A 21,870-nucleotide genomic window follows, 5' to 3' on the forward strand; every position below is an offset into this window, starting at 1 on the left:
TTCCAACGGAAGTAGGCCAGTAACTAGCATTACCCCTGGTGGGGTTCCCGAGCGATCATAAGGGAGCTGACTGCAAATCTGCCGTCAACGACTTCAAGGTTCGACTCGAGCGATAGTGAGAGAACGTTGCCGCAGGCAACGGCCCGAAGGGTGAGGAGCTTTAGCTCCGAATAATCCTTCTCACTATAGAATGCAAGCAGCATAATGAATTTACCCTGTGGTGGGGTTCCCGAGCGGCCAAAGGGAGCAGACTGTAAATCTGCCGTCATCGACTTCGAAGGTTCGAATCCTTCCCCCACCACCATCACTTCATAAAGCAACACACCTCATTCATCTGCGATGCCCTATATTCTGCCCATGCGGGAAGGATGAGAAACTTCGACTAAGGTTCGATTCGAGCGTAGCGAGAAAGCGTTGCCAAAGGCAACGACCCGAAGGGCTAAGCGCGCAGCGCTGAGTAATCCTTCCCCCACCACCATCACTTCCTAAAGCAACACACCTCATTCATCTGCAATGCCCTAATTTGCCTGATGCGCTGCGCTTATCAGACCTACAAAGCTCACTGACACCTGTGTAGGCCGGATAAGGTGTTAACGTCGCCATCCGGCAAACAGGCATAAAAAAACCCCGCCGGAGCAGGGTTTTGTCTTGAACAGATAACCGATTAGTGACGCGCGCGAACAATCTGGTATTTGCGTGTCAGATATTCGACCGGAACGCTCCAGATGTGTACCAGACGCGAGAACGGGAACAACAGGAACAGCGTCATACCCAGCACCAGGTGCATACGGAAAATGAACGCAACACCATCCAGATATTGAGACGCTCCGCCCTGGAAAGTCACCACTGTCTGCGCCCAGTTCACCAGCTTCATCATCTCGCTACCGTCCATATGCTGGGCGGAGAACGGAATGGTCAGCAGGCCCAGCGCACACTGAATCACCAGCAGCGAGAGGATCAGAATATCCGCTCCGGTGGTGGTCGCCCGCACGCGTGGGCTGAACAGACGACGTTTTAGCAGCAGTACGCCACCAATCAGACACATCAAACCACTGGCACCGCCCGCGAACATTGCCATCTTTTGTTTCACTTCAAGCGGCAACCACGCTTCATACATCCAGTGTGGCGTTAGCATGCCAAGGAAGTGCCCGGCAAAAATCCCCAGGATCCCGATATGGAACAGGTTTGACGCCAGGTTCATCCCTTTGCGATCCAGCATCTGGCTGGAGGCCGCACGCCAGGTATATTGCCCATAGTCATAACGCAGCCAGCTGCCGATCAGAAAGACAGAACCCGCAATGTACGGATAGATGTCAAAGAAGAACGTATTCAGGAAGTGCATTATTGCTGTCCTCCGGTGGTGATATTCAGATACTGCGGCGCAACGGCCCCGGCAAAACGACGCTGGTGAGCGGAGATTTCCGACTCGCCACACCCCTGATCGGCGAAGAATTTTACCTGCTCTTCTTCCCAGACCGCATCCAGCGCTTGTGGGGTATCATCACGTGCTTCATCCGCAATTTTTTCAGCCACTTTGTCGCTGTCGATAACGGTATTCGCCAGTTTTAACAGCAGATCGAATAGCACCGCATAACGGCTTTCACGCTGTTGCAAACGAGCGCTGAGCAAAGCCAGAATCGGCGCGATATCCTGCAAACCACCTAACGCTTCGTTTTTCGGCAACTGCGCAAGGTATTCCAGATACAGCGGCAGATGATCGGGAAGTTCGCGGCTGTCTAGCTGCAAACCGTGCTGCTCATACTGCGCCATCAGATCAACCATCGCCTGACCGCGGTCGCGGGACTCACCGTGAACATGTTCAAACAGCAGCAGCGATGTGGCGCGGCCACGGTCAAACAGTTCGCTGTAGGCGGCCTGTACATCCAGCATGTCCTGCGCGGTCAGATCGCGCAGGAAAACGCCCAGGGTCTGGGCATCCTCTTTATCCAGGTTCTCAGATGACGCGAGTGCATCGAAAAGTTCCTGCTGATGCTGCCACAGGGCAGCATCCGGGTACTCGAGCAGACGCGAAACAATGACGAGTTCAATCATTGGTGCGGCTCCGTTTTGCTGGTCACATCAACAGCGTCAATGCGGCGGCTGTTGAACAGATTGAATTTAGTATCAGAACCATGGCAACCGTCGCCGAAGGTAAAGCCACAACCGCTTTTCTCCGGGAACGCGTCACGCGCCAGTTCGCGATGGCTGCTCGGTACCACGAAACGATCTTCGTAGTTGGCAATCGCCAGGTAACGATACATTTCCTGTGCCTGCGCTTCGCTTAAACCCACCTCTTCCAGCGCACGAGTATCAACTTTACCGTCAACGGTTTCCGCGCGTTTGTAGTGACGCATCGCCAGCATACGTTTCAGCGCTAACAGTACCGGCTGAGTGTCGCCTGCGGTCAGAAGATTCGCCAGGTACTGAACCGGGATACGCAGACTGTCAACGTCCGGCAGAATACCGTTGCTGCCAAGCTCACCCGCATCGGCGGCAGACTGAATCGGTGACAATGGCGGCACGTACCAAACCATCGGCAGCGTGCGATATTCCGGATGCAGCGGCAGCGCCAGCTTCCAGTCCATCGCCATTTTGTAAACCGGAGACTGCTGTGCGGCATCAATGACGCTCAGCGGAATGCCATCCTTCAGCGCCTGTTCAATAACAGCCGGATCGTTCGGATCGAGGAACACGTCCAGTTGACGCTGGTACAGATCTTTCTCGTGCTCGGTGCTTGCCGCACTCTCGATCGCATCCGCGTCATACAGCAGTACGCCGAGGTAACGGATACGACCGACGCAGGTTTCGGAGCACACGGTCGGTTGACCGGCTTCGATACGCGGGTAGCAGAAGATGCACTTCTCAGACTTCCCGCTCTTCCAGTTGAAGTAGATCTTCTTGTACGGGCAGCCGGTGATACACATACGCCAGCCGCGGCACTTATCCTGGTCGATCAGCACGATGCCATCTTCTTCACGCTTGTAGATAGCGCCGCTTGGACAGGTCGCCACGCACGCCGGGTTAAGGCAGTGCTCACACAGACGCGGCAGGTACATCATGAAGGTGTTTTCAAACTGACCGTACATCGCCTTCTGCATGTTTTCGAAGTTCTGGTCTTTGGCGCGTTTTTCGAACTCGCCGCCCAGAATTTCTTCCCAGTTTGGACCGCTGGTGATTTTATCCATCCGCTGACCGGTGATCAGCGAGCGTGGACGAGCAATCGGCTGCGCCTTACTGTCTGCCGGGGCGTTGTGCAACGTCTGGTAGTCAAAATCAAACGGCTCGTAGTAATCATCCATACCCGGCAGATGCGGGTTAGCAAAGATTTTACCCAGCAGCAGCGCTTTGTTACCCATGCGCGGCTGCAGTTTGCCATTAATTTTACGGATCCAACCGCCCTTCCATTTTTCCTGGTTTTCCCAGTCATTCGGAAAGCCAACGCCGGGCTTACTTTCGACGTTGTTGAACCAGGCGTACTCCATACCTTCACGGCTGGTCCAGACGTTTTTACAGGTCACTGAACAGGTGTGGCAGCCGATGCACTTATCGAGATTCAGCACCATGCCGACTTGTGAACGAATTTTCATTTTACGCTCTCCTGTACCTGGTCATTGCCTTCGCCATCCAACCAGTTAATGTTCTTCATCTTACGTACAACTACGAACTCATCGCGGTTTGAACCGACGGTACCGTAGTAGTTAAAGCCGTAGGCCAGTTGCGCATAGCCGCCGATCATATGGGTCGGTTTCGGCGTAATACGGGTCACCGAGTTGTGGATCCCACCGCGCTGCTGGGTGATTTCTGAACCCGGCAGGTTAACGATACGTTCCTGCGCGTGGTACATCATGGTCATCCCGGCCGGCACACGCTGGCTGACAACTGCACGCGCCGTCAGTGCGCCGTTGCTGTTGAAGACTTCGATCCAGTCGTTATCTTCAATACCCAGATCTTTCGCATCGACTTCGCTCATCCATACAATCGGGCCACCGCGTGACAGCGTCAGCATCAACAGGTTATCGCTGTAGGTGGAGTGGATACCCCATTTCTGGTGCGGCGTCAGGAAGTTGAGCGCTTTTTCCGGGTTACCGTTAGATTTCTCGCCGATTACCGCTTTCACGGAACGGGTGTCGATTGGCGGACGATAAACCAGCAGGCTTTCACCGAAGTCACGCATCCACTGATGATCCTGATACAACTGCTGCCGACCAGACAGCGTACGCCATGGGATCAGCTCATGAACGTTGGTATAACCGGCGTTATAAGACACATGTTCATCTTCCAGGCCTGACCAGGTCGGGCTGGAGATAATTTTGCGCGGCTGCGCCTGAATATCGCGGAAACGAATTTTTTCGTCTTCTTTATTCAGCGCCAGATGCGTATGGTCACGGCCGGTAAATTCACTCAGCGCCGCCCAGGCTTTAACGGCTACCTGACCGTTAGTTTCCGGCGCCAGGGTGAGGATCATCTCTGCGGCATCAATCGCTGTATCCAGCATCGGCTGGCCTTTCGCCGGACCTTCAGCCTTGGTGTAGTTGAGCTTACGCAGCAGATCCATTTCGCTCTGGGTGTTCCAGGCAATCCCTTTACCGCCATTACCGATTTTTTCCATCAGCGGGCCGATGGAGGTGAAACGCTCGTAGGTAGCCGGATAATCACGTTCAACGGTCATGATATGCGGCGCGGTAACACCAGGAATCAGGTCACATTCACCTTTTTTCCAGTCCTTCACGTCTAACGGCTGCGCCAGTTCGGCAGCGGAGTCGTGCTGAATTGGCAGCGTGACGACATCGGTTTCTTTACCGAGGTGGCCCACGCAAACTTCAGAGAACTTTTTGGCGATAGCTTTATAGATTTCCCAGTCGCTCTTCGATTCCCAGGCCGGGTCAACGGCTGCAGACAGAGGATGAATAAACGGATGCATATCCGAGGTATTCATATCGTCTTTTTCATACCAGGTTGCGGTCGGCAGCACGATATCGGAATACAGACAAGTACTCGACAGGCGGAAGTCCAGCGTAACGACCAGATCCAGTTTGCCGTCCAGTCCGTTATCCTGCCATTCCACTTCTTCCGGCTTCACGCCGCTCTGCTGGCCGAGATCTTTGCCCTGAATACCATGTTCAGTACCCAGCAGATACTTCAGCATGTACTCGTGGCCTTTACCGGAAGAACCGAGCAGGTTAGAACGCCAGATAAACAGGTTACGCGGATGGTTTTTACCGTTTTCCGGCTGCTCTGCCGCAAAGCGAATAGAACCATCTTTCAGGGATTTAACGGTGTAGTCCACCGGCGTCATGCCTGCTTTCTGCGCTTCTTCGGCGATACGCAGCGGGTTAGTCCCTAACTGCGGCGCAGATGGCAACCAGCCCATACGTTCAGCGCGAACGTTAAAGTCAATCAAATGACCGCTGTAGCGGGATTTGTCTGCCATCGGGGACAGCAGTTCCTGCGCAGTAACCGTCTCATAGCGCCATTGGCTGGAGTGGTTATAGAAGTAGGAGGTGCTGTTCATATGACGAGGCGGACGCTGCCAGTCAAGCGCAAACGCCAGCGGTTGCCAGCCGGTTTGCGGGCGCAGTTTTTCCTGGCCGACATAGTGGGCCCAACCGCCGCCGCTCTGGCCGATACAGCCGCAGAACACCAGCATATTGATCAGGCCACGATAGTTCATATCGAGGTGATACCAGTGGTTCAGACCCGCACCGACGATAATCATCGAACGACCGTGCGTTTTATCGGCGTTATCCGCAAATTCGCGGGCGATGCGTACGATCTGAGAGCGTGATACGCCAGTGATTTTTTCTGCCCAGGCCGGTGTGTACGCTTTCACGTCATCGTAGCTGGTTGCGCAGTTTTCATCGTTCAGACCACGTTCCAGGCCGTAGTTGGCCATAGTCAGATCGTAAACGGTGGTCACCAGCGCGGTAGAGCCATCGGCGAGTTGCAGGCGCTTAACCGGCAATTTATGCAGCAGAATGTTTTCCAGTTCTACTTTGCTGAAGTGCTCGGTGCCTTCGCCGCCAAAGTACGGGAAGCCCACTTCGGCGATATCATCCTGGCTACCCAGCAGACTGAGCTGCAGTTCGGTTTCATCACCAGACGTGCCGTCGCGCTGCTCGAGGTTCCATTTGCCTTTTTCACCCCAACGGAAACCAATTGAACCGTTTGGCGCAACCATATCGCCGTTGCTGTTGATAGCGACGGTTTTCCATTCCGGATTATTTTCCTGGCCCAGGGAGTCAACCAGATCCGCTGCACGCAGCATACGACCAGCAGCATAGTAGCCGTCGCGCTCTTCGAGCATCACCAGCATTGGCATGTCGGTATAACGACGAACGTAGTCGGTGAAGTACTGGCTCGGGTTATCGAGGTGGAACTCGCGCAGCATGACGTGGCCCATCGCCATTGCCATTGCCGCATCGGTTCCCTGCTTCGGTGCCAGCCACAGGTCGCAGAGTTTGGCGATTTCTGCGTAGTCCGGGGTAATTGCTACCGTTTTGGTCCCTTTGTAGCGAACTTCGGTAAAGAAGTGTGCATCCGGAGTACGGGTCTGCGGGACGTTAGAGCCCCATGCAAGAATATAGCTGGAGTTATACCAGTCAGCAGATTCCGGTACGTCAGTCTGCTCGCCCCAGGTCTGTGGGGAAGCCGGCGGCAGGTCACAGTACCAGTCATAAAAGCTCAGGCAGGTACCGCCAATCAGCGACATATAGCGTGCGCCGGAAGCATAAGAAACCATCGACATCGCCGGGATCGGTGAGAAGCCTGCGACACGGTCAGGACCATAGGTTTTGATGGTGTATACGTTAGATGCGGCAATCAGTTCATTCACTTCCTGCCATGAAGAGCGAACAAACCCACCACGACCACGCGCTTGTTTGAAGCTTTTTGCTTTATCGGCGTCTTCGATAATGGATGCCCATGCATCTACCGGATCGCTGTGCAGCTTTTTGGCTTCACGCCACATCTTCATCAGACGTTTGCGCATCAGTGGGTATTTCAGACGGTTAGCGCTGTAGAGATACCAGGAATAGCTTGCACCACGTGGACAGCCGCGAGGCTCGTGGTTAGGCATATCTGGACGCGTGCGTGGGTAGTCAGTTTGCTGGGTTTCCCAGGTCACCAGACCATTTTTCACATAGATTTTCCAGCTGCATGAGCCTGTGCAGTTTACCCCGTGGGTTGAACGTACGACTTTGTCATGCTGCCAACGCTGGCGGTATCCGTCCTCCCAGTCCCTGTTGGTATTGAGAAGCTGGCCATGCCCATCGGCAAAGGTTTCGCCCTTCTGCTTGAAGTAGCGAAACCGGTCCAGGAATTTACTCATCGGTTTTCTCCTGTAGGAGCCTGACGGCTCTCTGATAAATCGACATTGCTTGATTGAGTGCGAAGGTAACGCTCTGAAAGGGCGTGAGAATTGATAACGATCAAGGCAGGCAGGGATGAAAACAGAGGGTCGATTTTCACATACCCCCTTAGTGGGATATTAATAAATCAGTCAACATATTGAATTTAAATGATTTTATTAAAATCACTTATCATACAAATGTTAAATTCTTTATAAGTGGGTATTAAGGGGTATCCCCCCTGCTTAGCATATTGCGATCGCCGCTCTCACAGGCTGTTTTTATGTCACAATACATAAGTATGTTGTAACTAATTACAGACAAAAAAAAGCGCGGTCTAACACCGCGCAATGGATAATCAACCTACACTTCATCCTTCAGACTGCTTCTGCGTTGGCTGCGCTCGTTCTCCCCAGTCACTTACTTCAGTAAGCTCCTGGGGATTTCTCACTAGCCGCCTTGATGCAGTTCGAATGATTTTGTGTATACCGCTTTTTTACTTTTTAGAATGACGTCCGTATACCGCCCAGGTGATAACCACACAAGCGACATAGAAAATCAGAAATACTTTCATCGCATCGACCGGAGATCCGGTTAATGCCAGGGACGTACCAAATGCTTTCGGGATAAAGAAGCCGCCGATCGCACCAATAGCTGAGATAAAGCCCAGCGCCGCCGCAGTGTCGGTTGCCGCCTCACGCATTGCTTTCTCTTCAGAACCCCCTTCAGCTTTCACTCTGTCCATCGTCAGCTTACGGAAGATAACGGAGATCATCTGGAAGGTTGAACCACTTCCCAGACCAGCCGTCAGGAACAACGCCAGGAACACCGCAAAGAAGGCGATAAAGTTGCCGCCGACACCGTTAGATGGCAACGTCAGGAACAGCAAGGCACTGAAAATAGCCATCAGTACGAAGTTCACCAGCGTAACGCGGGTTCCCCCCAGACGGTCAGAGATAGCCCCGCCCGCTGAACGAGCCAGCGCGCCAATCAACGGTCCAAAGAAGGCGTAATGCAGGATCTGCACCTCAGGGAACTGCGTTTTTGACAACATGGCAAAACCGGCAGAGAAACCGATGAATGAACCGAAGGTTGCCAGATACAGCAGGCTCATAATCCACAGATGCCCACGTTTCAGCACCGGCAATTGCTCTTTCAGCGACGCTTTTGAGGTTGCCAGTTCATTCATACCAAACCATGCAGCCAGCGTTAACACCGCAAGGAACGGTACCCAAATCCATGCGGCGTTTGCCAGATACAGCTGCGTACCATCCGGTTGTTCAACCCCGTGGCTACCAAATGCGGCAAAGATTGACAGTGAAACCACCAGCGGCGCAACCAACTGCATCACGCTGACGCCCATGTTGCCCAGACCACCGTTCAGACCCAGCGCACCACCCTGTTTCTGTTTTGGAAAGAAGAAGCTGATGTTTGCCATGCTGGACGCAAAGTTCGCACCAGCGAAGCCGCACAACAGGGAGATAATAATAAAGGTACTAAACGGCGTGGAGGTATCCTGCACCGCAAAACCTAACCATACGCAAGGAATGATCAGGATACCGGTGCTAAACGCCGTCCAGCGACGTCCACCAAACAGGGGAACCATAAAGGAGTACGGAACACGCAGCAGCGCGCCGGATACCGAAGGTAATGCCGTCAGCATGAACAGCTGTTCAGTGGTGAAATCAAATCCGACTTTCGGTAAGTTCACCGCCACGGCGCTAAATAACATCCACACGCAAAACGCCAGCAGCAAGCAAGGGACGGAAATCCACAGGTTACGACTGGCGATTCGTTGACCACGCTGCTGCCAGAAGGCGGGATCTTCCGGCCGCCATTCGGTAATTACAGCTCCAGATGCCCTTTCCGGGGCAGATGAGTGACTCATAGACACCTCTGATACTTGTTTCGATGCCTGCAACATTAGGGTTTACAGCTGGAGGTAAGTTGATATAAATCAAAGGAAAAGGTGTCATTATTCATGCCTAAAATTTATCATTACCCTTAATGAGTACATAACTTCGGTAAAAAAGATGTGGTTTTTCACGCTTCTGTCGTCCCCTACTCCCCCTCGTCCTGGAACTCTCCCTCTACTGGCAATTAAGAGGTAGCCCGTTTGAGGTATGGGTATACTCCAGTGTATCGCCGAGAATAACGCCACTGCCTGCAGCAGAATCGTCATTCAATAAGGTTTTCTGAACTGCGAAAACCCGAAGGAACTAGTCACCATGTTTAAACGTTGTCTCTCCCCGCTCACGCTGGTCAACCAGGTGGCGCTGATTGTTTTATTGTCTACTGCCATCGGCGTGGCGGGTATGGCTGTCTCTGGCTGGCTGGTTCAGGGTGTTCAAGGTAGCGCTCATGCGATCAACAAAGCGGGTTCGCTGCGTATGCAGAGCTATCGCCTGCTGGCAGCCGTACCGCTTGACGCGAGCGATCAATCGCTGCTGGATGAAATGGAGCAAACGGCGTTTAGCCCGGAATTGACGCGCGCTGCGCAGCGTGATGGACAACAGGCGCAGTTAAAAGCATTACAGGATTACTGGCATACCGAACTGGCGCCGGGGCTTGCGCATGCGCAAACGCCTGATGCGGTAGCGCAAGATGTGACGCGCTTTGTGGACGGGCTGGATAAGCTGGTCACTGCCTTTGACCATACTACCGAATTACGCATTGAACGCGTCGTCCTGCTGCATCGCCTGATGGCCGTATTTATGGCATTACTGCTGGTTTTCACCATTATCTGGCTGCGCGTGCGCCTGTTAGAGCCGTGGAAACAGCTGCTGGCGATGGCGCGAGCAGTCAGCCAGCGTGATTTTACCCAACGCGCGAATATCAGCGGGCGCAATGAGATGGCGGCGCTGGGCTCGGCGCTAAATAATATGTCGAAGGAACTGGCCGAAAGTTACGCGGTGCTGGAACAGCGGGTACAGGAGAAAACGGCGGGCCTGGAGCACAAAAACCAGATCCTCTCTTTCCTGTGGCAAGCCAACCGCCGCCTGCACTCTCAGGTACCGTTGTGCGAACGCCTCTCGCCGGTACTGAACGGCCTGCAAAATTTGACCCTGCTGCATGATATTGAACTTCGGGTTTATGACCTGGAAGATGAAGACAATCATCAGGAATTTACCTGCCAGTCCAATGCCAGCTGTGATGAGAAAGGCTGCCATTTGTGTCCGCGCGGCACGCTGCCCGCCATTGACGGCGGTATCACGTTGAAATGGCGACTGACCGATGCGCATACCCAGTATGGTATCCTGCTCGCTACTTTGCCGAAGGGACGCCATCTCAGCCACGATCAGCAGCAACTGGTTGATACCCTGGTGGAGCAACTGACCGCCACGCTTGCGCTCGACAGGCATCAGGAGCGTCAACAGCAGTTGATCGTGATGGAAGAGCGTGCCACCATTGCGCGCGAACTTCATGATTCTATTGCACAATCGCTCTCCTGTATGAAGATGCAGGTTAGCTGTTTGCAGATGCAGGGCGATGCGCTTTCTGACAACTGCCGCGAGCTGCTCAGTCAGATTCGTAACGAGCTGAATGCTTCGTGGGCGCAATTGCGTGAGCTGTTAACCACTTTCCGTTTACAACTGACGGAACCGGGATTGCGACCGGCGCTGGAAGCCAGCTGTCAGGAATACAGCGCCCGTTTTGGATTTACGGTGAAGCTGGATTATCAGCTGCCGCCGCGCCTGGTACCTTCACATCAGGCTATACACCTGCTACAAATTGCGCGCGAAGCCCTGAGCAACGCCCTCAAACACTCTCAGGCCGACGAAGTGGTCGTGACGGTGGTGCAAAATGGCAAGCAGGTCAAACTGACAGTGCAAGATAACGGCTGCGGCGTACCGGAAAACGCCGAACGCAGTAACCATTATGGCATGATAATCATGCGCGACCGTGCGCAAAGCTTACGCGGCGATTGCCGTGTACGCCGTCGCGAGACAGGCGGTACTGAAGTTGCTGTCACTTTTATTCCCGAAACAAACTTCACAGAAGTCCAAGGAGATACCCATGAGTAATCTGGAACCGGCAACCATCCTGTTGATCGACGATCATCCGATGCTGCGAACCGGTGTGAAACAGCTTGTCAGCATGGCGCCCGATATCACCGTTGTCGGCGAAGCCAGCAATGGTGAGCAGGGTATCGAGCTGGCAGAATCCCTTGATCCCGATCTGATCCTTCTTGATTTGAACATGCCTGGCATGAACGGTCTGGAAACGCTCGACAAACTGCGTGAGAAATCCCTGTCGGGTCGTATCGTTGTGTTTAGCGTATCCAATCATGAAGAAGACGTGGTTACCGCACTGAAGCGTGGCGCCGACGGTTATCTGCTGAAAGATATGGAGCCGGAAGATTTACTGAAAGCATTGCAACAGGCTGCCGCTGGTGAAATGGTGCTGAGCGAAGCCCTGACCCCGGTTCTGGCCGCCAGCCTGCGCGCAAATCGCGCAACGTCCGACCGTGATGTCACCCAACTGACCCCGCGCGAACGCGATATTCTTAAGCTCATCGCCCAGGGTTTGCCTAACAAGATGATCGCCCGCCGCCTGGACATCACCGAAAGCACGGTAAAAGTTCACGTGAAGCATATGCTGAAGAAAATGAAGCTCAAATCACGCGTTGAAGCCGCGGTATGGGTGCACCAGGAACGCATTTTCTGATAACGCATTCATGCGTCATTGTTAACGAGGATCATTTTCCGAAACCGTAAAAAACGGTTCGGTCAGTGATAGCGTGATCTCATTGGAAGAGACACGCTGGCCCTGCTCATCTTCTACCACCACAGACAACCGCCAGCGGTTCATCGCACCTTCTCTGTTGTCCCACTTCGGCATAATAATCGTCCAGCCCTGCGCGCTTCGGCTATTGCTGCCAGCCGTTAAGCTCAACGCCTGAGTATCGCCCTGCCACGCCAGATGGCGGATCCCATGCAGACTACGGACCTGCAGCGTCAGCGCCACCGTCTCTCCAGGTTTGAGATCCCAGGGCGGCGTGGCCAACAATACCGACAGCGTTTTACGCTGGCGATATTCCAGCGTCGGCAAATTGTTACGCTGCGGAGCATCATAGCGACTGCCGCGCAGCGAACGGCTGTTTGCCACCTCGCTGACCATCAGCTGTTTTTTTAGCGGCACGCCAAAACGGTAATTAAGCGTGAAGCCGAGGTTATTCTGGCTGATGCCGCTTTCACCCTGTTTGTGTTGTGCTGTCACTGTGATCAGCGGCACCGGCGTATAGCTCAGTCCGAGGTTCACCGCCACCGGATTGTGATATCCGGTTCCCGAACGAAACAGATCCACCTGGTCGCCAAAATACTGTTCCACGCTGACGCTGGTATTGAGGTGTTGATAAAACGGCATGCGCATTTGCGCGGTCAGATCGTAGCCGCGGGCCATCCTTTGTTGCTGGGTTATTGAACGCTCCTGCCAGGAGGACAACGGTTGATAATAGTTTGCGGATAAGCGCAAATATTCACCCCACGCCTCTGCGCCGAGGCCGCCCCGGGGCAGATTTTCATCCAGCAGGTTATCATAAAAGGTGTTATAACCCACTAACCAACCGTCACGCACCCAACGCTGCCCAATCCCCGCATTACTGACTAAGCCTTCATCCTGTTGCGTCAAACCCAACTGGCTCCAGGTCAGAAATCGTTGATTGTCCTGCCACGGAATAAACCAACTTCCCCGACTTCCGGTAAAACTGCCTTCATTATCAACCTGCAACCCGACGCTGGCGTTTCCCCGCACAGAGAGCCAGGATTCCAACTGCTGATTCACCTGTTCGCTGACCGTGTCACGCACCTGGCCAAAGGCGAACTGCTTCGCCTGTTCACCGGTATCAAGCCCGTTATCGATCATGCTGGCTTCACCAAACGCTTTAACCATTTCGGCAAAGTGCTTTTCACCTGCCCGCGATTCAGGCGCCATACCGAGATCGGGCAAGCCATCGCTATTGTTGTCGAAAGGGTTTTCAGCCTGGTGAATAAAAGACGACTGCGCGCTGGCAGTACCGCCTGCCAAAGGCAAGAGTAGGAGAAGAGAAAATCTACAACTTAAAATACGGCTCAAATCGTTACTGGCTTTAATATCATTGAATTTGGGGATCACAGCTTAAATCCTACCTGCCCGCGCTCCCCTTTGCAGCCTTTTCTCAAATTTTCAGGAATATCCTTAATCATTGAGTGTGATTTTTTGTGCCAGTAATGCCTTCAGTTCCGGAATACATGAGCCGCAATTGCTTCCACAACGTAATGCCTGTCCCAGTGCCTGAACCGTATCACAACCGTTAGCGATAGCCTGGGTAATGGCTTTTTCTCCTACGTTAAAACAACTGCAAATAGTCACTCCCTTATCAGCCGGAATTCCTCCGGATTTCCCGCCCAACAGCGCATGACGAGCCTGAGCATTTTCCGGCTTTTGCATGAATGCGCAGAGGATCGCCTCATCATCAATCTGCGGCGGCGTTGCTGCTGACCAGAACCCGAGCATCAGGTTGCCATCATGCCAGGCCAGCAGATTCAGCCCCCGTTCCCATTGCGCCAGTTGAAGTTGCCAGCCCTGCGCCACACAATATTGTTGTAGCCAGACGAAAATATCGCTGTCACCCGCAAGGGTATAGCGCAACGCATTGTCAGCACTTTTACGCCACCAGTGGACGAATCCCGGCAACGTCAGCGTAGAGCGGCAAAACAGCTCTCCCTGCCACCGGGGCTGCCACGCCATAATGCGCACCGCAGTCTGTTTGCTTTCCGGCTGTCCAGAGTCAGGATCGCAAACCGGGGAAACCAATGCATTTACTCGCCCCTGACGGGCAAAACGGTTATTCCAATGCATTGAGGTGAAGACGCACCCCGGCCTCTGTCCAGGGTGGATGGTTACTCTACCGACCATCACGCCGCGCGGGGAATTCACCCGGCATAGCGCACCTTCATTAAGTTTGAAGCGACCAGCATCTTCAGGTGCAATTTCTACAAGCGGCTCATTGATATGCTGCATCAGGCGTGAAATTGTCCCCGTGCGCGTCATGGTGTGCCACTGATCGCGAATGCGACCACTATTTAACACCAATGGATAGAGGGCATCGCAGGTGGTTTTCATCCCCTGCGGCGCAACAGCGACCAGGCGTAAACGTTGGTTACCACGCCACCCCTGCCAAAGATTAAGCGTTGATGAGCCTGTGCTCACCGGCCAGCGAACCGGCGTCATCTCATCCCACTGTTGGTGCGTCAGCTCAGCTAACGCGCCAATATCAAATGCACGTTCACCTCTGTTTTCATAACCAGAAAGCGCCGCATGTTCACAAAATACCTCCCAGGCGCTTTGCCAGCCAAACGCCTGGGCAAATCCCAACTGTTTCGCCATTTGCGCGACAATCCACCAGTCTGGCCGCGTCTCACCCGGCGCAGTTAAAAATGCACGCTGGCGCGAGATCCGACGTTCTGAGTTGGTCACCGTACCGTTTTTCTCCCCCCAGGCCTGCGCCGGAAACCGGATATGCGCATAGCGGCTGGTATCCGTGTCAGCCACGACTTCGGAGACAATCACCAGTGGACAGGCGGCCAGCGCCTGGCACACTGCATGGCTGTCCGGTAGTGACACCGCCGGGTTAGTCCCCATGATCCATACCGCTTTGACATCGCCTTTACCGATCGCCTCAAACAGATCTACCGCCATCAACCCTGGCGTCTGCGCCAGCCTTTCGGTGCCCCAGAAACGGGCCAGGCGGGCAAGATCCTGAGGTTCAAAATTCATATGCGCCGCCAGTTGGGTCGCCAGCCCGCCAACCTCCCGTCCGCCCATCGCATTGGGTTGTCCGGTCAGCGAAAATGGGCCGCACCCCTCCCGTCCAAATTTACCGCTGGCCAGATGTACATTGATAATCGCATTGCATTTGTCGCTACCGCTGGCGGACTGGTTAATGCCCATGGTGTAAAGCGTGATGGCTGTTGACGCGCGCGTAAACCAGTCATAGAAGGTGACAACATCAGCAACATCCAGCCCGCAAAATTGCGCGACACGCTCCAGATTCCAGTCGCGGGCGATAGCAAACGTTTCTGCAGCGTCATCAAATTCACCCCGCGCATCACCCTCAGCCACAATCCGGTTCAGTAAGCCAACAAACAGTCCGGCATCGCTACCGGGCAGCAGGGAAAGATGCAGATCGGCGATATCACAGGTGGCGGTGCGACGAGGATCGATAACCACAACCTTCATCGACGGATTGGCACTACGCGCCTGTACCAGACGCTGATACAGCACCGGATGCGTCCATGCCGCATTCGATCCCACCAACACCACCAAATCGCTGCATTCGATATCCTCATAGCTGCAGGGCACCACATCCGCCCCCAACGCCCGCTTGTACCCGGTCACCGCAGACGACATACAAAGCCGCGAATTGGTATCAATGTTGGCCGCGCCAATGAAACCTTTCATCAGCTTATTCGCCGCATAGTAATCCTCCGTCAGCAGTTGCCCGGAGGCATAAAAGGCCACGGCATGCGGACCATGCTGAGCAATGATAGCGCGCAGGCGTTCACCGGCGGTATCCAGCGCCTGCGACCAGCTTGCCGTTGCGCCATCCACCATTGGCTGCAACAACCTGCCGCTGAGTCCTGTGGTTTCAGCCAGCGCCGCGCCTTTGACGCACAAGCGGCCAAAGTTTGCCGGATGTTCGGGGTCGCCTCTGACGGTGACACCATTGTTGTCCACCTGCGCAATTACGCCGCAGCCAACGCCACAGTACGGGCACGTTGTACGAGTCTCACTCATGATGCCTCCGCCCGCAGGATCAGCGCCTGAGTTCCCACCCACACTTTTCCAGCCTCCACTTTCACCGGCCAGGCGCGTACCGCCTGTTCTCCGCTGTCATACTGGCGGCCATCGCGCAGACGAATACGTTGTTTATACAGCGGCGAGATAACAATCGGCTCACCCTGCACGTCCCCCAGAATACCGCGTGATAACACCTGAGCAGAACTACCGGGTTCAAGGTTATCAAGGGCATAAATCGTCTGCCCAAAGCGAAATAACGCGATTTGTACGTCTCCCAGGCGTGCACCAATACCCGCCTGCTCAGGGATCGCATCAAGGGCGCATATCTCCTGCCAGGGTTTTGTCGGTAATAACTCCCGACCTCTGGATGCAGATGCCGCCAACTGCGGCTGCCCGCGCAAAGGCGCGCGTGCAATCGTCTCATCCGGCTCATCACTATTGATGTAAGAACGAAACAGCGCCAGGCGCTGCGGGCTGCTGAGCGTGGTTTGCCATTCACACTGATAACTTTCCACAACCCGCGCCATCTCTTGTTCCAGTTCGCTGGCAATACCTAAACTGTCGTCAAGGATCACCTCACGTAAATATTCAATACCGCCTTCCAGGTTATCCATCCAGGTGCTGGTACGTTGCAGACGATCGGCGGTGCGAATGTAGAACATCAAGAAACGGTCGATGGTACTCAGCAGCGCGGCATCATCCAAATCACTGGCAAACAGACAGGCATGGCGCGGTTTCATTCCTCCGTTGCCGCACAGATAGAGATTCCAGCCTTTATCCGTCGCAATGACGCCGACATCTTTGCCCTGCGCCTCGGCGCATTCCCGGGTACAACCGGAAACCGCCATTTTAATTTTGTGTGGCGCGCGCAGCCCTTTGTAGCGATTTTCGAGTATCAACGCCATTGCCGTTGAGTCCTGTACGCCGTAGCGACACCAGGTTGAGCCCACGCAGGACTTCACTGTACGCAACGACTTCCCGTACGCATGCCCTGTTTCAAACCCCGCCGCCACCAGCTCGCGCCAGATATCTGGTAACTGCTCCAGACGCGCACCGAAAAGATCCACCCGCTGCCCGCCGGTGATTTTGCTGTACAGCTGGAAACGTTTCGCAATCTGGCCTATAGCGATCAGGCCGTCTGGTGTGACCTCTCCCGCAGGCATACGTGGAACCACGGAATAGGAACCGTCTTTTTGAATATTGGCAAAATAGCGATCGTTAGTGTCCTGCAACGGTAAGTGCGCAGGTTTAAGCAGATACTCATTCCAGCAGGACGCCAGCACTGACCCCACCAGAGGTTTGCAGATTTCGCAGCCGTGACCATGACCGTAACGGCTAATCAACTGTTCGAAAGTATGAATATGGTTCACCCGTACCAGGTGATAAATCTCCTGGCGCGACCAGGGAAAGTGTTCACAGATATCCTTTTTAACCTCAACGCCCTGGGCCGCAAGTTGGTGCTCCATCACCTGTTTAACCAGCGCGCTGCATCCGCCACATCCAGTCGCAGCCTTCGTGCACTGCTTGATGGCGCCCATGTCCGTCGCGCCAGCGCTCACCGCCTGACATATATCGGCCTTACTGACGTTATGACAAGAGCAGATTTGCGCAGTATCGGGCAATGCCGCAACCCCAAGCGCTTTCGACGCACCGCCCGCCAGCGAGGGCAGGATCAGCGATTCCGGCTGACCGGGAAGCGGCATCCCATTGAGCATCATTTGAAGTAGCGTGGCGTAATCGCCAGCATCGCCAACCAACACCCCACCCAACAGCGTTTTGCCCTCCGCGCTGACGACGATTTTTTTGTAGATCTGCTCGGGACCATGCGTCCATTGGTAACTTTTCGCGCCCGGCGTACGGGCATGCGCATCGCCAAAAGAAGCGACATCGACGCCCAGCAGCTTGAGTTTGGTACTCATATCCGCGCCGCTAAAGCTGACATCGTCTCCGGCCAGCTGTGCGGCGACCACCCGCGCCATTTGATACCCCGGCGCGACAAGGCCAAAGACTCGCCCTTCCCACAGCGCACATTCGCCGATTGCAAAAATGGCGTCATCTGACGTGCGACAGTGGTTATCGATACAAATCCCACCGCGTTCGCCAATATTTAATCCGCTACGACGCGCCAGCGCATCCTGCGGACGAATCCCCGCAGAAAAGACCACCATTTCAGTTTCCAGCTTTTCGCCATCGGCAAAGTGCAGTACCAGCCCGTCAGAAGTGCTTTCAATTTCCGTGGTCGATTTCGCGGTGTGGACGCCAACGCCCAGCGCTTCTATCTTTTCTCGCAGCATCGCAGCACCGGCGTTATCCAGTTGTACCGCCATCAGATTAGCCGCAAATTCAACGACATGCGTTTCCAGCCCAAGCTGACGCAGCGCGTTCGCCGCCTCCAGACCAAGCAGGCCTCCGCCGATAACCACCCCGCGGCGCGCACTTTTCGCTTTCGCTGCAATGGCATCCAGATCGTCCAACGTACGATAAACAAAGCAGGATGGAGAATCCCCACCTTTCACGGGAGGGACAAACGGATACGATCCGGTGGCAAGCACCAGCGCATCCCAGTGGGTTTCATGTCCGTCGGCGTTACGGATGACGCGCGTTTCACGATCGATCCCGGTCACGCATTGCCCCAAACGTAGCTCGATGCCATTGCGGGCAAAGAAATCATCTGCGACAAGCGAAAGTGATTGCGCGCTGCGCCCGGCGAAATACTCAGACAGATGCACCCGGTCATAGGCGGCATAACGTTCCTCGCCAAACACCACGATGTGATAATGCAAATGCAGATTACGGCTTACGCATTGCTCGAGAAAATGGTGGCCAACCATACCGTGTCCCACAACAGCCAGCGTCGGTTTTGTCATCGTCATCTGTCCTGCAGCCGATGGCTGCGTATCAAAGCGGTCGAAGAGCCAGTCTGATTGTGCTGTCGCCCCCTGGGCCAGCAAATCGGTTAACGGCGCGGCGCTGCGGCAATCGCCCATCAGCAGCACGCCATGGAGTTTTCCGTCACACGTCAGCAAGCGGCGGTAGTGCCCACTAAGCGGATCGTATGTACTCAGGATGGCATCCGTCGCCGTCGCGTCTGTTACACCTGCACTAAACAGATCAATGCCCGTCACCTTGAGACGCGTTCCGCTCGACTGCCAGCCAAATCCGGCACCGGTAAAACCCGCCAGTCGCGCAGCCAACACCTCTGCCTGCTTCAGACACGGCGCGACCAGCCCCCACGTCTGGCCGTTAATCTCGCAGCATTCCCCGACAGCGCTAATGTTGGGCGTTGAGGTGCGAAGTTGATCATCCACCACGATCCCCTGCTGACAAACTACGCCGCACGCCTGCGCCAGGCGGATATTGGGTTTTACCCCCGTGGCAATCACCACGCCATTCGCCGCAATCCGCTGGCCATCCAGCAACGTGACGCTGTCGGCTTCGATACTGGTGATGCCTGAACCAAGTTCACAGCGAATGCCACGACTCGTCAGTTGAGCCTGCAACAGGTCGCTGGCCAGTTGATCAAGCTGTTGTTCCATCAGCCTACCCGTGCGATGAATTAACGTGACGTTGTCACCATTAAGGTGTAATGCTGCCGCCGCCTCTATGCCAAGAACGCCACCGCCCAGCACCACCTTTGGACCAGACCGCTGGAGAATCGCCTCAACATCCTGCATCGAGCGAAAAGCATGAACATGTGGCTGTTTACCGCCGGGAATGGGCGGAATAAACGGATACGACCCGGTGGCAAATACCAGCTCATCCCAGAACATAAGCCGTTTTGTCGTGGTCAGGCTGTGGCTGGCGGCATCAACAGTCAGCACGGTTTCACCGCTTAGCACCGTCACGCCGTGGTCGAGATACCACTGCGCCGGGTGAAGTAAGGTTTGCGCAAAGGCCTTTTCTCCCCCCAGTACCGGTGAAAGTTGGATCCGGTTGTAAGCAAGCTGCGGCTCTTCACCGATAACGGTGATGGCAATGTTGCAATCCCTGTACGTAATAAGCGCCTCAATCAGGCGAGTTGCCGCCATGCCATGACCTACAATGACCAGTCGCGTCATATCACCCTCCTTACGCCGCCTTCGGCTGTTTCTCATACAGAAAATGGAGAATGCGTTGTCGTAGTTGATGGTATCGGCTGTCATCGGCGAGCTGGACCCGATTGCGTGGGCGCGGCAAATCAACCGTCAGGATCTCGCCTACCGTCGCCGCCGGCCCGTTGGTCATCATCAGAACCCGGTCGGAAAGCAGCACGGCTTCATCAACGTCGTGAGTGATCAGCACAATGGTGGTGTTCAGCGACTGTTGAATGTGCATCACCGTATCCTGCAGATGCGCCCTGGTGAGCGCATCCAGTGCGCCAAACGGTTCATCCATGAGCAGGACTTTGGGTTTCATCGCCAGCGCCCGGGCAATACCCACGCGCTGCTTCATCCCACCAGAGACTTCACCGGGGTGTTTATGCATCGCGTGGCCCATCTGGACGCGATGCAGGTTGTGCTCGATCCACTCGCGTCGTTCGGCTTTGCTCATGGTGTGGCGGAAAACCTGATCGACGGCCAGGGCTACATTGTCGAAGCAGGTCAGCCACGGCAGCAGCGAATGATTCTGGAAAACGACCGCCCGCTCAGGCCCAGGCCCGGCAATTTCGCGATTATCACAAATCAGGCCTCCTTCCGTAGGCAGCGTAATGCCGGCAATCAGATTCAAAAGCGTCGACTTGCCGCAACCGGAGTGTCCAATCAAACTGACGGTCTCCCCTTCATGGATATCAAAAGAGACATTGTGGAGCGCGAGGAACTCACCGCTGGCGGTCGAGAAACGCTGGCTGACCGCCTGGATCTGAATAATGGGTTTCATGTTGTCTCCTTATTTTTCCTGCCAGCTAAACCGACGTGCCACCAGCATTAGCCCCTGCTCAAGCAGCAGGCCTACAACGCCGATGATGACGATAGCGATGAGAATGTTTTCGACGTTAAGGTTGTTCCACTCATTCCAGATCCAAAAACCAATCCCCAACCCGCCGGTGAGCATTTCGGCTGCCACAATCACCAACCAGGCGATGCCGATAGACAGGCGTATGCCAGTGAGGATCGCCGGCAGCACGGCGGGGAAAAGTATCCGTCGCATCACCGTCCACTCTGAGAGCTGCAGTACGCGAGCAACGTTGAGATAATCGTCAGGAATTCTCCGCACCCCTTCGGCGGTGTTGATCACCATCGGCCATATAGAACAGATAAAGATGGTCCAGCTCGATGCGGGTTCCGCTTTTTGAAACAACAGCAGTCCAATCGGCAGCCAGGCCAGCGGGCTGACCGGGCGCAACAGCGCAATCAGCGGCGAAAACATGTGCGAGAAGAAGGTATAACGCCCAATCAGAAATCCCAGCGGGATCCCCACCAGCGCCGCTAATCCGAAACCGATCGCAACCCGTTGCAACGACGCCAGCACGTTCCAGCCGATCCCCATATCATTCGGCCCGCCGTTATAGAACGGATCGGCAAACAGCGTCAGGGCTGAATCCAGAGTGCTCAGCGGCGTAGGAAATCCTTTGCTGTTGATAGCGGCCAGTTGCCAGCACACCACCAGCAAGGCAATCCCCAGCAGAGCGGGTACGGCTCGCCTGAGCCATGCGTTTAACCATAATGACCACGGCATTTTGCGCTTTCTGACCTTCATCGTTGATAGCGTTATGACTTCACCAACTGCCGGTTCAGGGGATTTAAGCTGCGTATTTTGTTTCATC

At 54.7% G+C, this 21,870-nt stretch carries 12 protein-coding genes, 1 tRNA gene and 2 other RNA genes; 5 read left to right on the forward strand and 10 right to left on the reverse strand.

All coding sequences use genetic code 11. From position 1 onward, the window contains the following. Positions 1-49: 49 nt before the first annotated feature. From OGW16_RS18270 to OGW16_RS18280, 3 genes are all read left to right on the forward strand, one after another. Positions 50-191, forward strand: a non-coding RNA gene (locus tag OGW16_RS18270) — RtT sRNA. 28 nt (positions 192-219) lie between these two features. Further along, positions 220-304 (forward strand) — tRNA-Tyr (locus OGW16_RS18275). Between the two features lie 43 nt (positions 305-347). After that, a non-coding RNA gene (locus OGW16_RS18280) (RtT sRNA) lies at positions 348-478 on the forward strand. A 186-nt stretch (positions 479-664) separates the two neighbouring features. Here the strand turns inward: OGW16_RS18280 and narI are convergent. The 5 genes from narI to OGW16_RS18305 all read right to left on the reverse strand — a co-directional run bounded on the left by narI (position 665) and on the right by OGW16_RS18305 (position 9,234). Further along, on the reverse strand, positions 665-1,342 hold the full coding sequence (gene narI / locus OGW16_RS18285) for a respiratory nitrate reductase subunit gamma (RefSeq protein WP_003833386.1): 678 nt from the start codon (positions 1,340-1,342) through the stop codon (positions 665-667). Beyond that, entirely contained in the window at positions 1,342-2,052 is a 711-nt protein-coding gene (gene narJ, locus OGW16_RS18290) for a nitrate reductase molybdenum cofactor assembly chaperone (RefSeq protein ID WP_286518680.1), read from the reverse strand. The genes narI and narJ overlap by 1 nt, the downstream gene beginning before the upstream one ends. Beyond that, positions 2,049-3,587: a nitrate reductase subunit beta gene (gene narH / locus OGW16_RS18295; RefSeq protein WP_003833388.1), complete on the reverse strand. Its 1,539-nt coding sequence runs from the start codon at positions 3,585-3,587 to the stop codon at positions 2,049-2,051. The genes narJ and narH overlap by 4 nt, the downstream gene beginning before the upstream one ends. Continuing rightward, on the reverse strand, positions 3,584-7,327 hold the full coding sequence (locus OGW16_RS18300; protein ID WP_047410758.1) for a nitrate reductase subunit alpha: 3,744 nt from the start codon (positions 7,325-7,327) through the stop codon (positions 3,584-3,586). The genes narH and OGW16_RS18300 overlap by 4 nt, the downstream gene beginning before the upstream one ends. 515 nt (positions 7,328-7,842) lie before the next feature. After that, positions 7,843-9,234, reverse strand: coding sequence for a NarK family nitrate/nitrite MFS transporter (locus OGW16_RS18305; RefSeq protein WP_003833390.1), 1,392 nt, complete (start codon positions 9,232-9,234; stop codon positions 7,843-7,845). Positions 9,235-9,574: 340 nt separating this feature from the next. Here OGW16_RS18305 and narX point away from each other — a divergent pair, with 340 nt between their 5' ends. Both narX and narL read left to right on the forward strand, forming a co-directional pair. Then, positions 9,575-11,371 carry a nitrate/nitrite two-component system sensor histidine kinase NarX gene (gene narX / locus OGW16_RS18310; protein ID WP_043016124.1) on the forward strand — a complete coding sequence of 599 codons (1,797 nt, stop codon included), beginning with the start codon at positions 9,575-9,577 and terminating at the stop codon, positions 11,369-11,371. Next, positions 11,364-12,014 carry a two-component system response regulator NarL gene (gene narL, locus OGW16_RS18315; RefSeq protein WP_003020756.1) on the forward strand — a complete coding sequence of 217 codons (651 nt, stop codon included), beginning with the start codon at positions 11,364-11,366 and terminating at the stop codon, positions 12,012-12,014. Before narX ends, narL begins: the two co-directional genes overlap by 8 nt. A 21-nt stretch (positions 12,015-12,035) precedes the next feature. On the opposite strand, the gene OGW16_RS18320 is transcribed toward narL, so the two are convergent. The 5 genes from OGW16_RS18320 to ntrB form a co-directional block, all read right to left on the reverse strand. After that, positions 12,036-13,439 carry a YchO/YchP family invasin gene (locus tag OGW16_RS18320; RefSeq protein ID WP_181231531.1) on the reverse strand — a complete coding sequence of 468 codons (1,404 nt, stop codon included), beginning with the start codon at positions 13,437-13,439 and terminating at the stop codon, positions 12,036-12,038. Positions 13,440-13,523: 84 nt separating this feature from the next. After that, a complete protein-coding gene (locus OGW16_RS18325; RefSeq protein ID WP_286518681.1) occupies positions 13,524-16,124 on the reverse strand; it encodes a nitrate reductase in 2,601 nt (866 codons plus the stop codon). Beyond that, positions 16,121-20,185 carry a nitrite reductase large subunit NirB gene (nirB, locus tag OGW16_RS18330; RefSeq protein ID WP_286518682.1) on the reverse strand — a complete coding sequence of 1,355 codons (4,065 nt, stop codon included), beginning with the start codon at positions 20,183-20,185 and terminating at the stop codon, positions 16,121-16,123. Before nirB ends, OGW16_RS18325 begins: the two co-directional genes overlap by 4 nt. A gap of 10 nt (positions 20,186-20,195) precedes the next feature. Next, on the reverse strand, positions 20,196-20,984 hold the full coding sequence (locus tag OGW16_RS18335; protein ID WP_043016122.1) for an ABC transporter ATP-binding protein: 789 nt from the start codon (positions 20,982-20,984) through the stop codon (positions 20,196-20,198). A gap of 9 nt (positions 20,985-20,993) precedes the next feature. Further along, a complete protein-coding gene (gene ntrB, locus OGW16_RS18340) occupies positions 20,994-21,869 on the reverse strand; it encodes a nitrate ABC transporter permease (protein ID WP_047410740.1) in 876 nt (291 codons plus the stop codon). Between the last annotated feature and the right edge of the window lies 1 nt (position 21,870).

Source organism: Citrobacter sp. Ce104 (assembly GCF_030334595.1).
Lineage (GTDB): Bacteria > Pseudomonadota > Gammaproteobacteria > Enterobacterales > Enterobacteriaceae > Citrobacter > Citrobacter europaeus.

Excerpts from the sequence above, each read along its gene's own strand:
- narI (WP_003833386.1), bottom strand. The coding sequence starts at position 1,342 with ATGCACTTCCTGAATACGTTCTTCTTTGACATCTATCCGTACATTGCG.
- narJ (WP_286518680.1), bottom strand. The coding sequence starts at position 2,052 with ATGATTGAACTCGTCATTGTTTCGCGTCTGCTCGAGTACCCGGATGCT.
- narH (WP_003833388.1), bottom strand. The coding sequence starts at position 3,587 with ATGAAAATTCGTTCACAAGTCGGCATGGTGCTGAATCTCGATAAGTGC.
- OGW16_RS18300 (WP_047410758.1), bottom strand. The coding sequence starts at position 7,327 with ATGAGTAAATTCCTGGACCGGTTTCGCTACTTCAAGCAGAAGGGCGAA.
- OGW16_RS18305 (WP_003833390.1), bottom strand. The coding sequence starts at position 9,234 with ATGAGTCACTCATCTGCCCCGGAAAGGGCATCTGGAGCTGTAATTACC.
- narX (WP_043016124.1), top strand. The coding sequence starts at position 9,575 with ATGTTTAAACGTTGTCTCTCCCCGCTCACGCTGGTCAACCAGGTGGCG.
- narL (WP_003020756.1), top strand. The coding sequence starts at position 11,364 with ATGAGTAATCTGGAACCGGCAACCATCCTGTTGATCGACGATCATCCG.
- OGW16_RS18325 (WP_286518681.1), bottom strand. The coding sequence starts at position 16,124 with ATGAGTGAGACTCGTACAACGTGCCCGTACTGTGGCGTTGGCTGCGGC.
- nirB (WP_286518682.1), bottom strand. The coding sequence starts at position 20,185 with ATGACGCGACTGGTCATTGTAGGTCATGGCATGGCGGCAACTCGCCTG.
- OGW16_RS18335 (WP_043016122.1), bottom strand. The coding sequence starts at position 20,984 with ATGAAACCCATTATTCAGATCCAGGCGGTCAGCCAGCGTTTCTCGACC.
- ntrB (WP_047410740.1), bottom strand. The coding sequence starts at position 21,869 with ATGAAACAAAATACGCAGCTTAAATCCCCTGAACCGGCAGTTGGTGAA.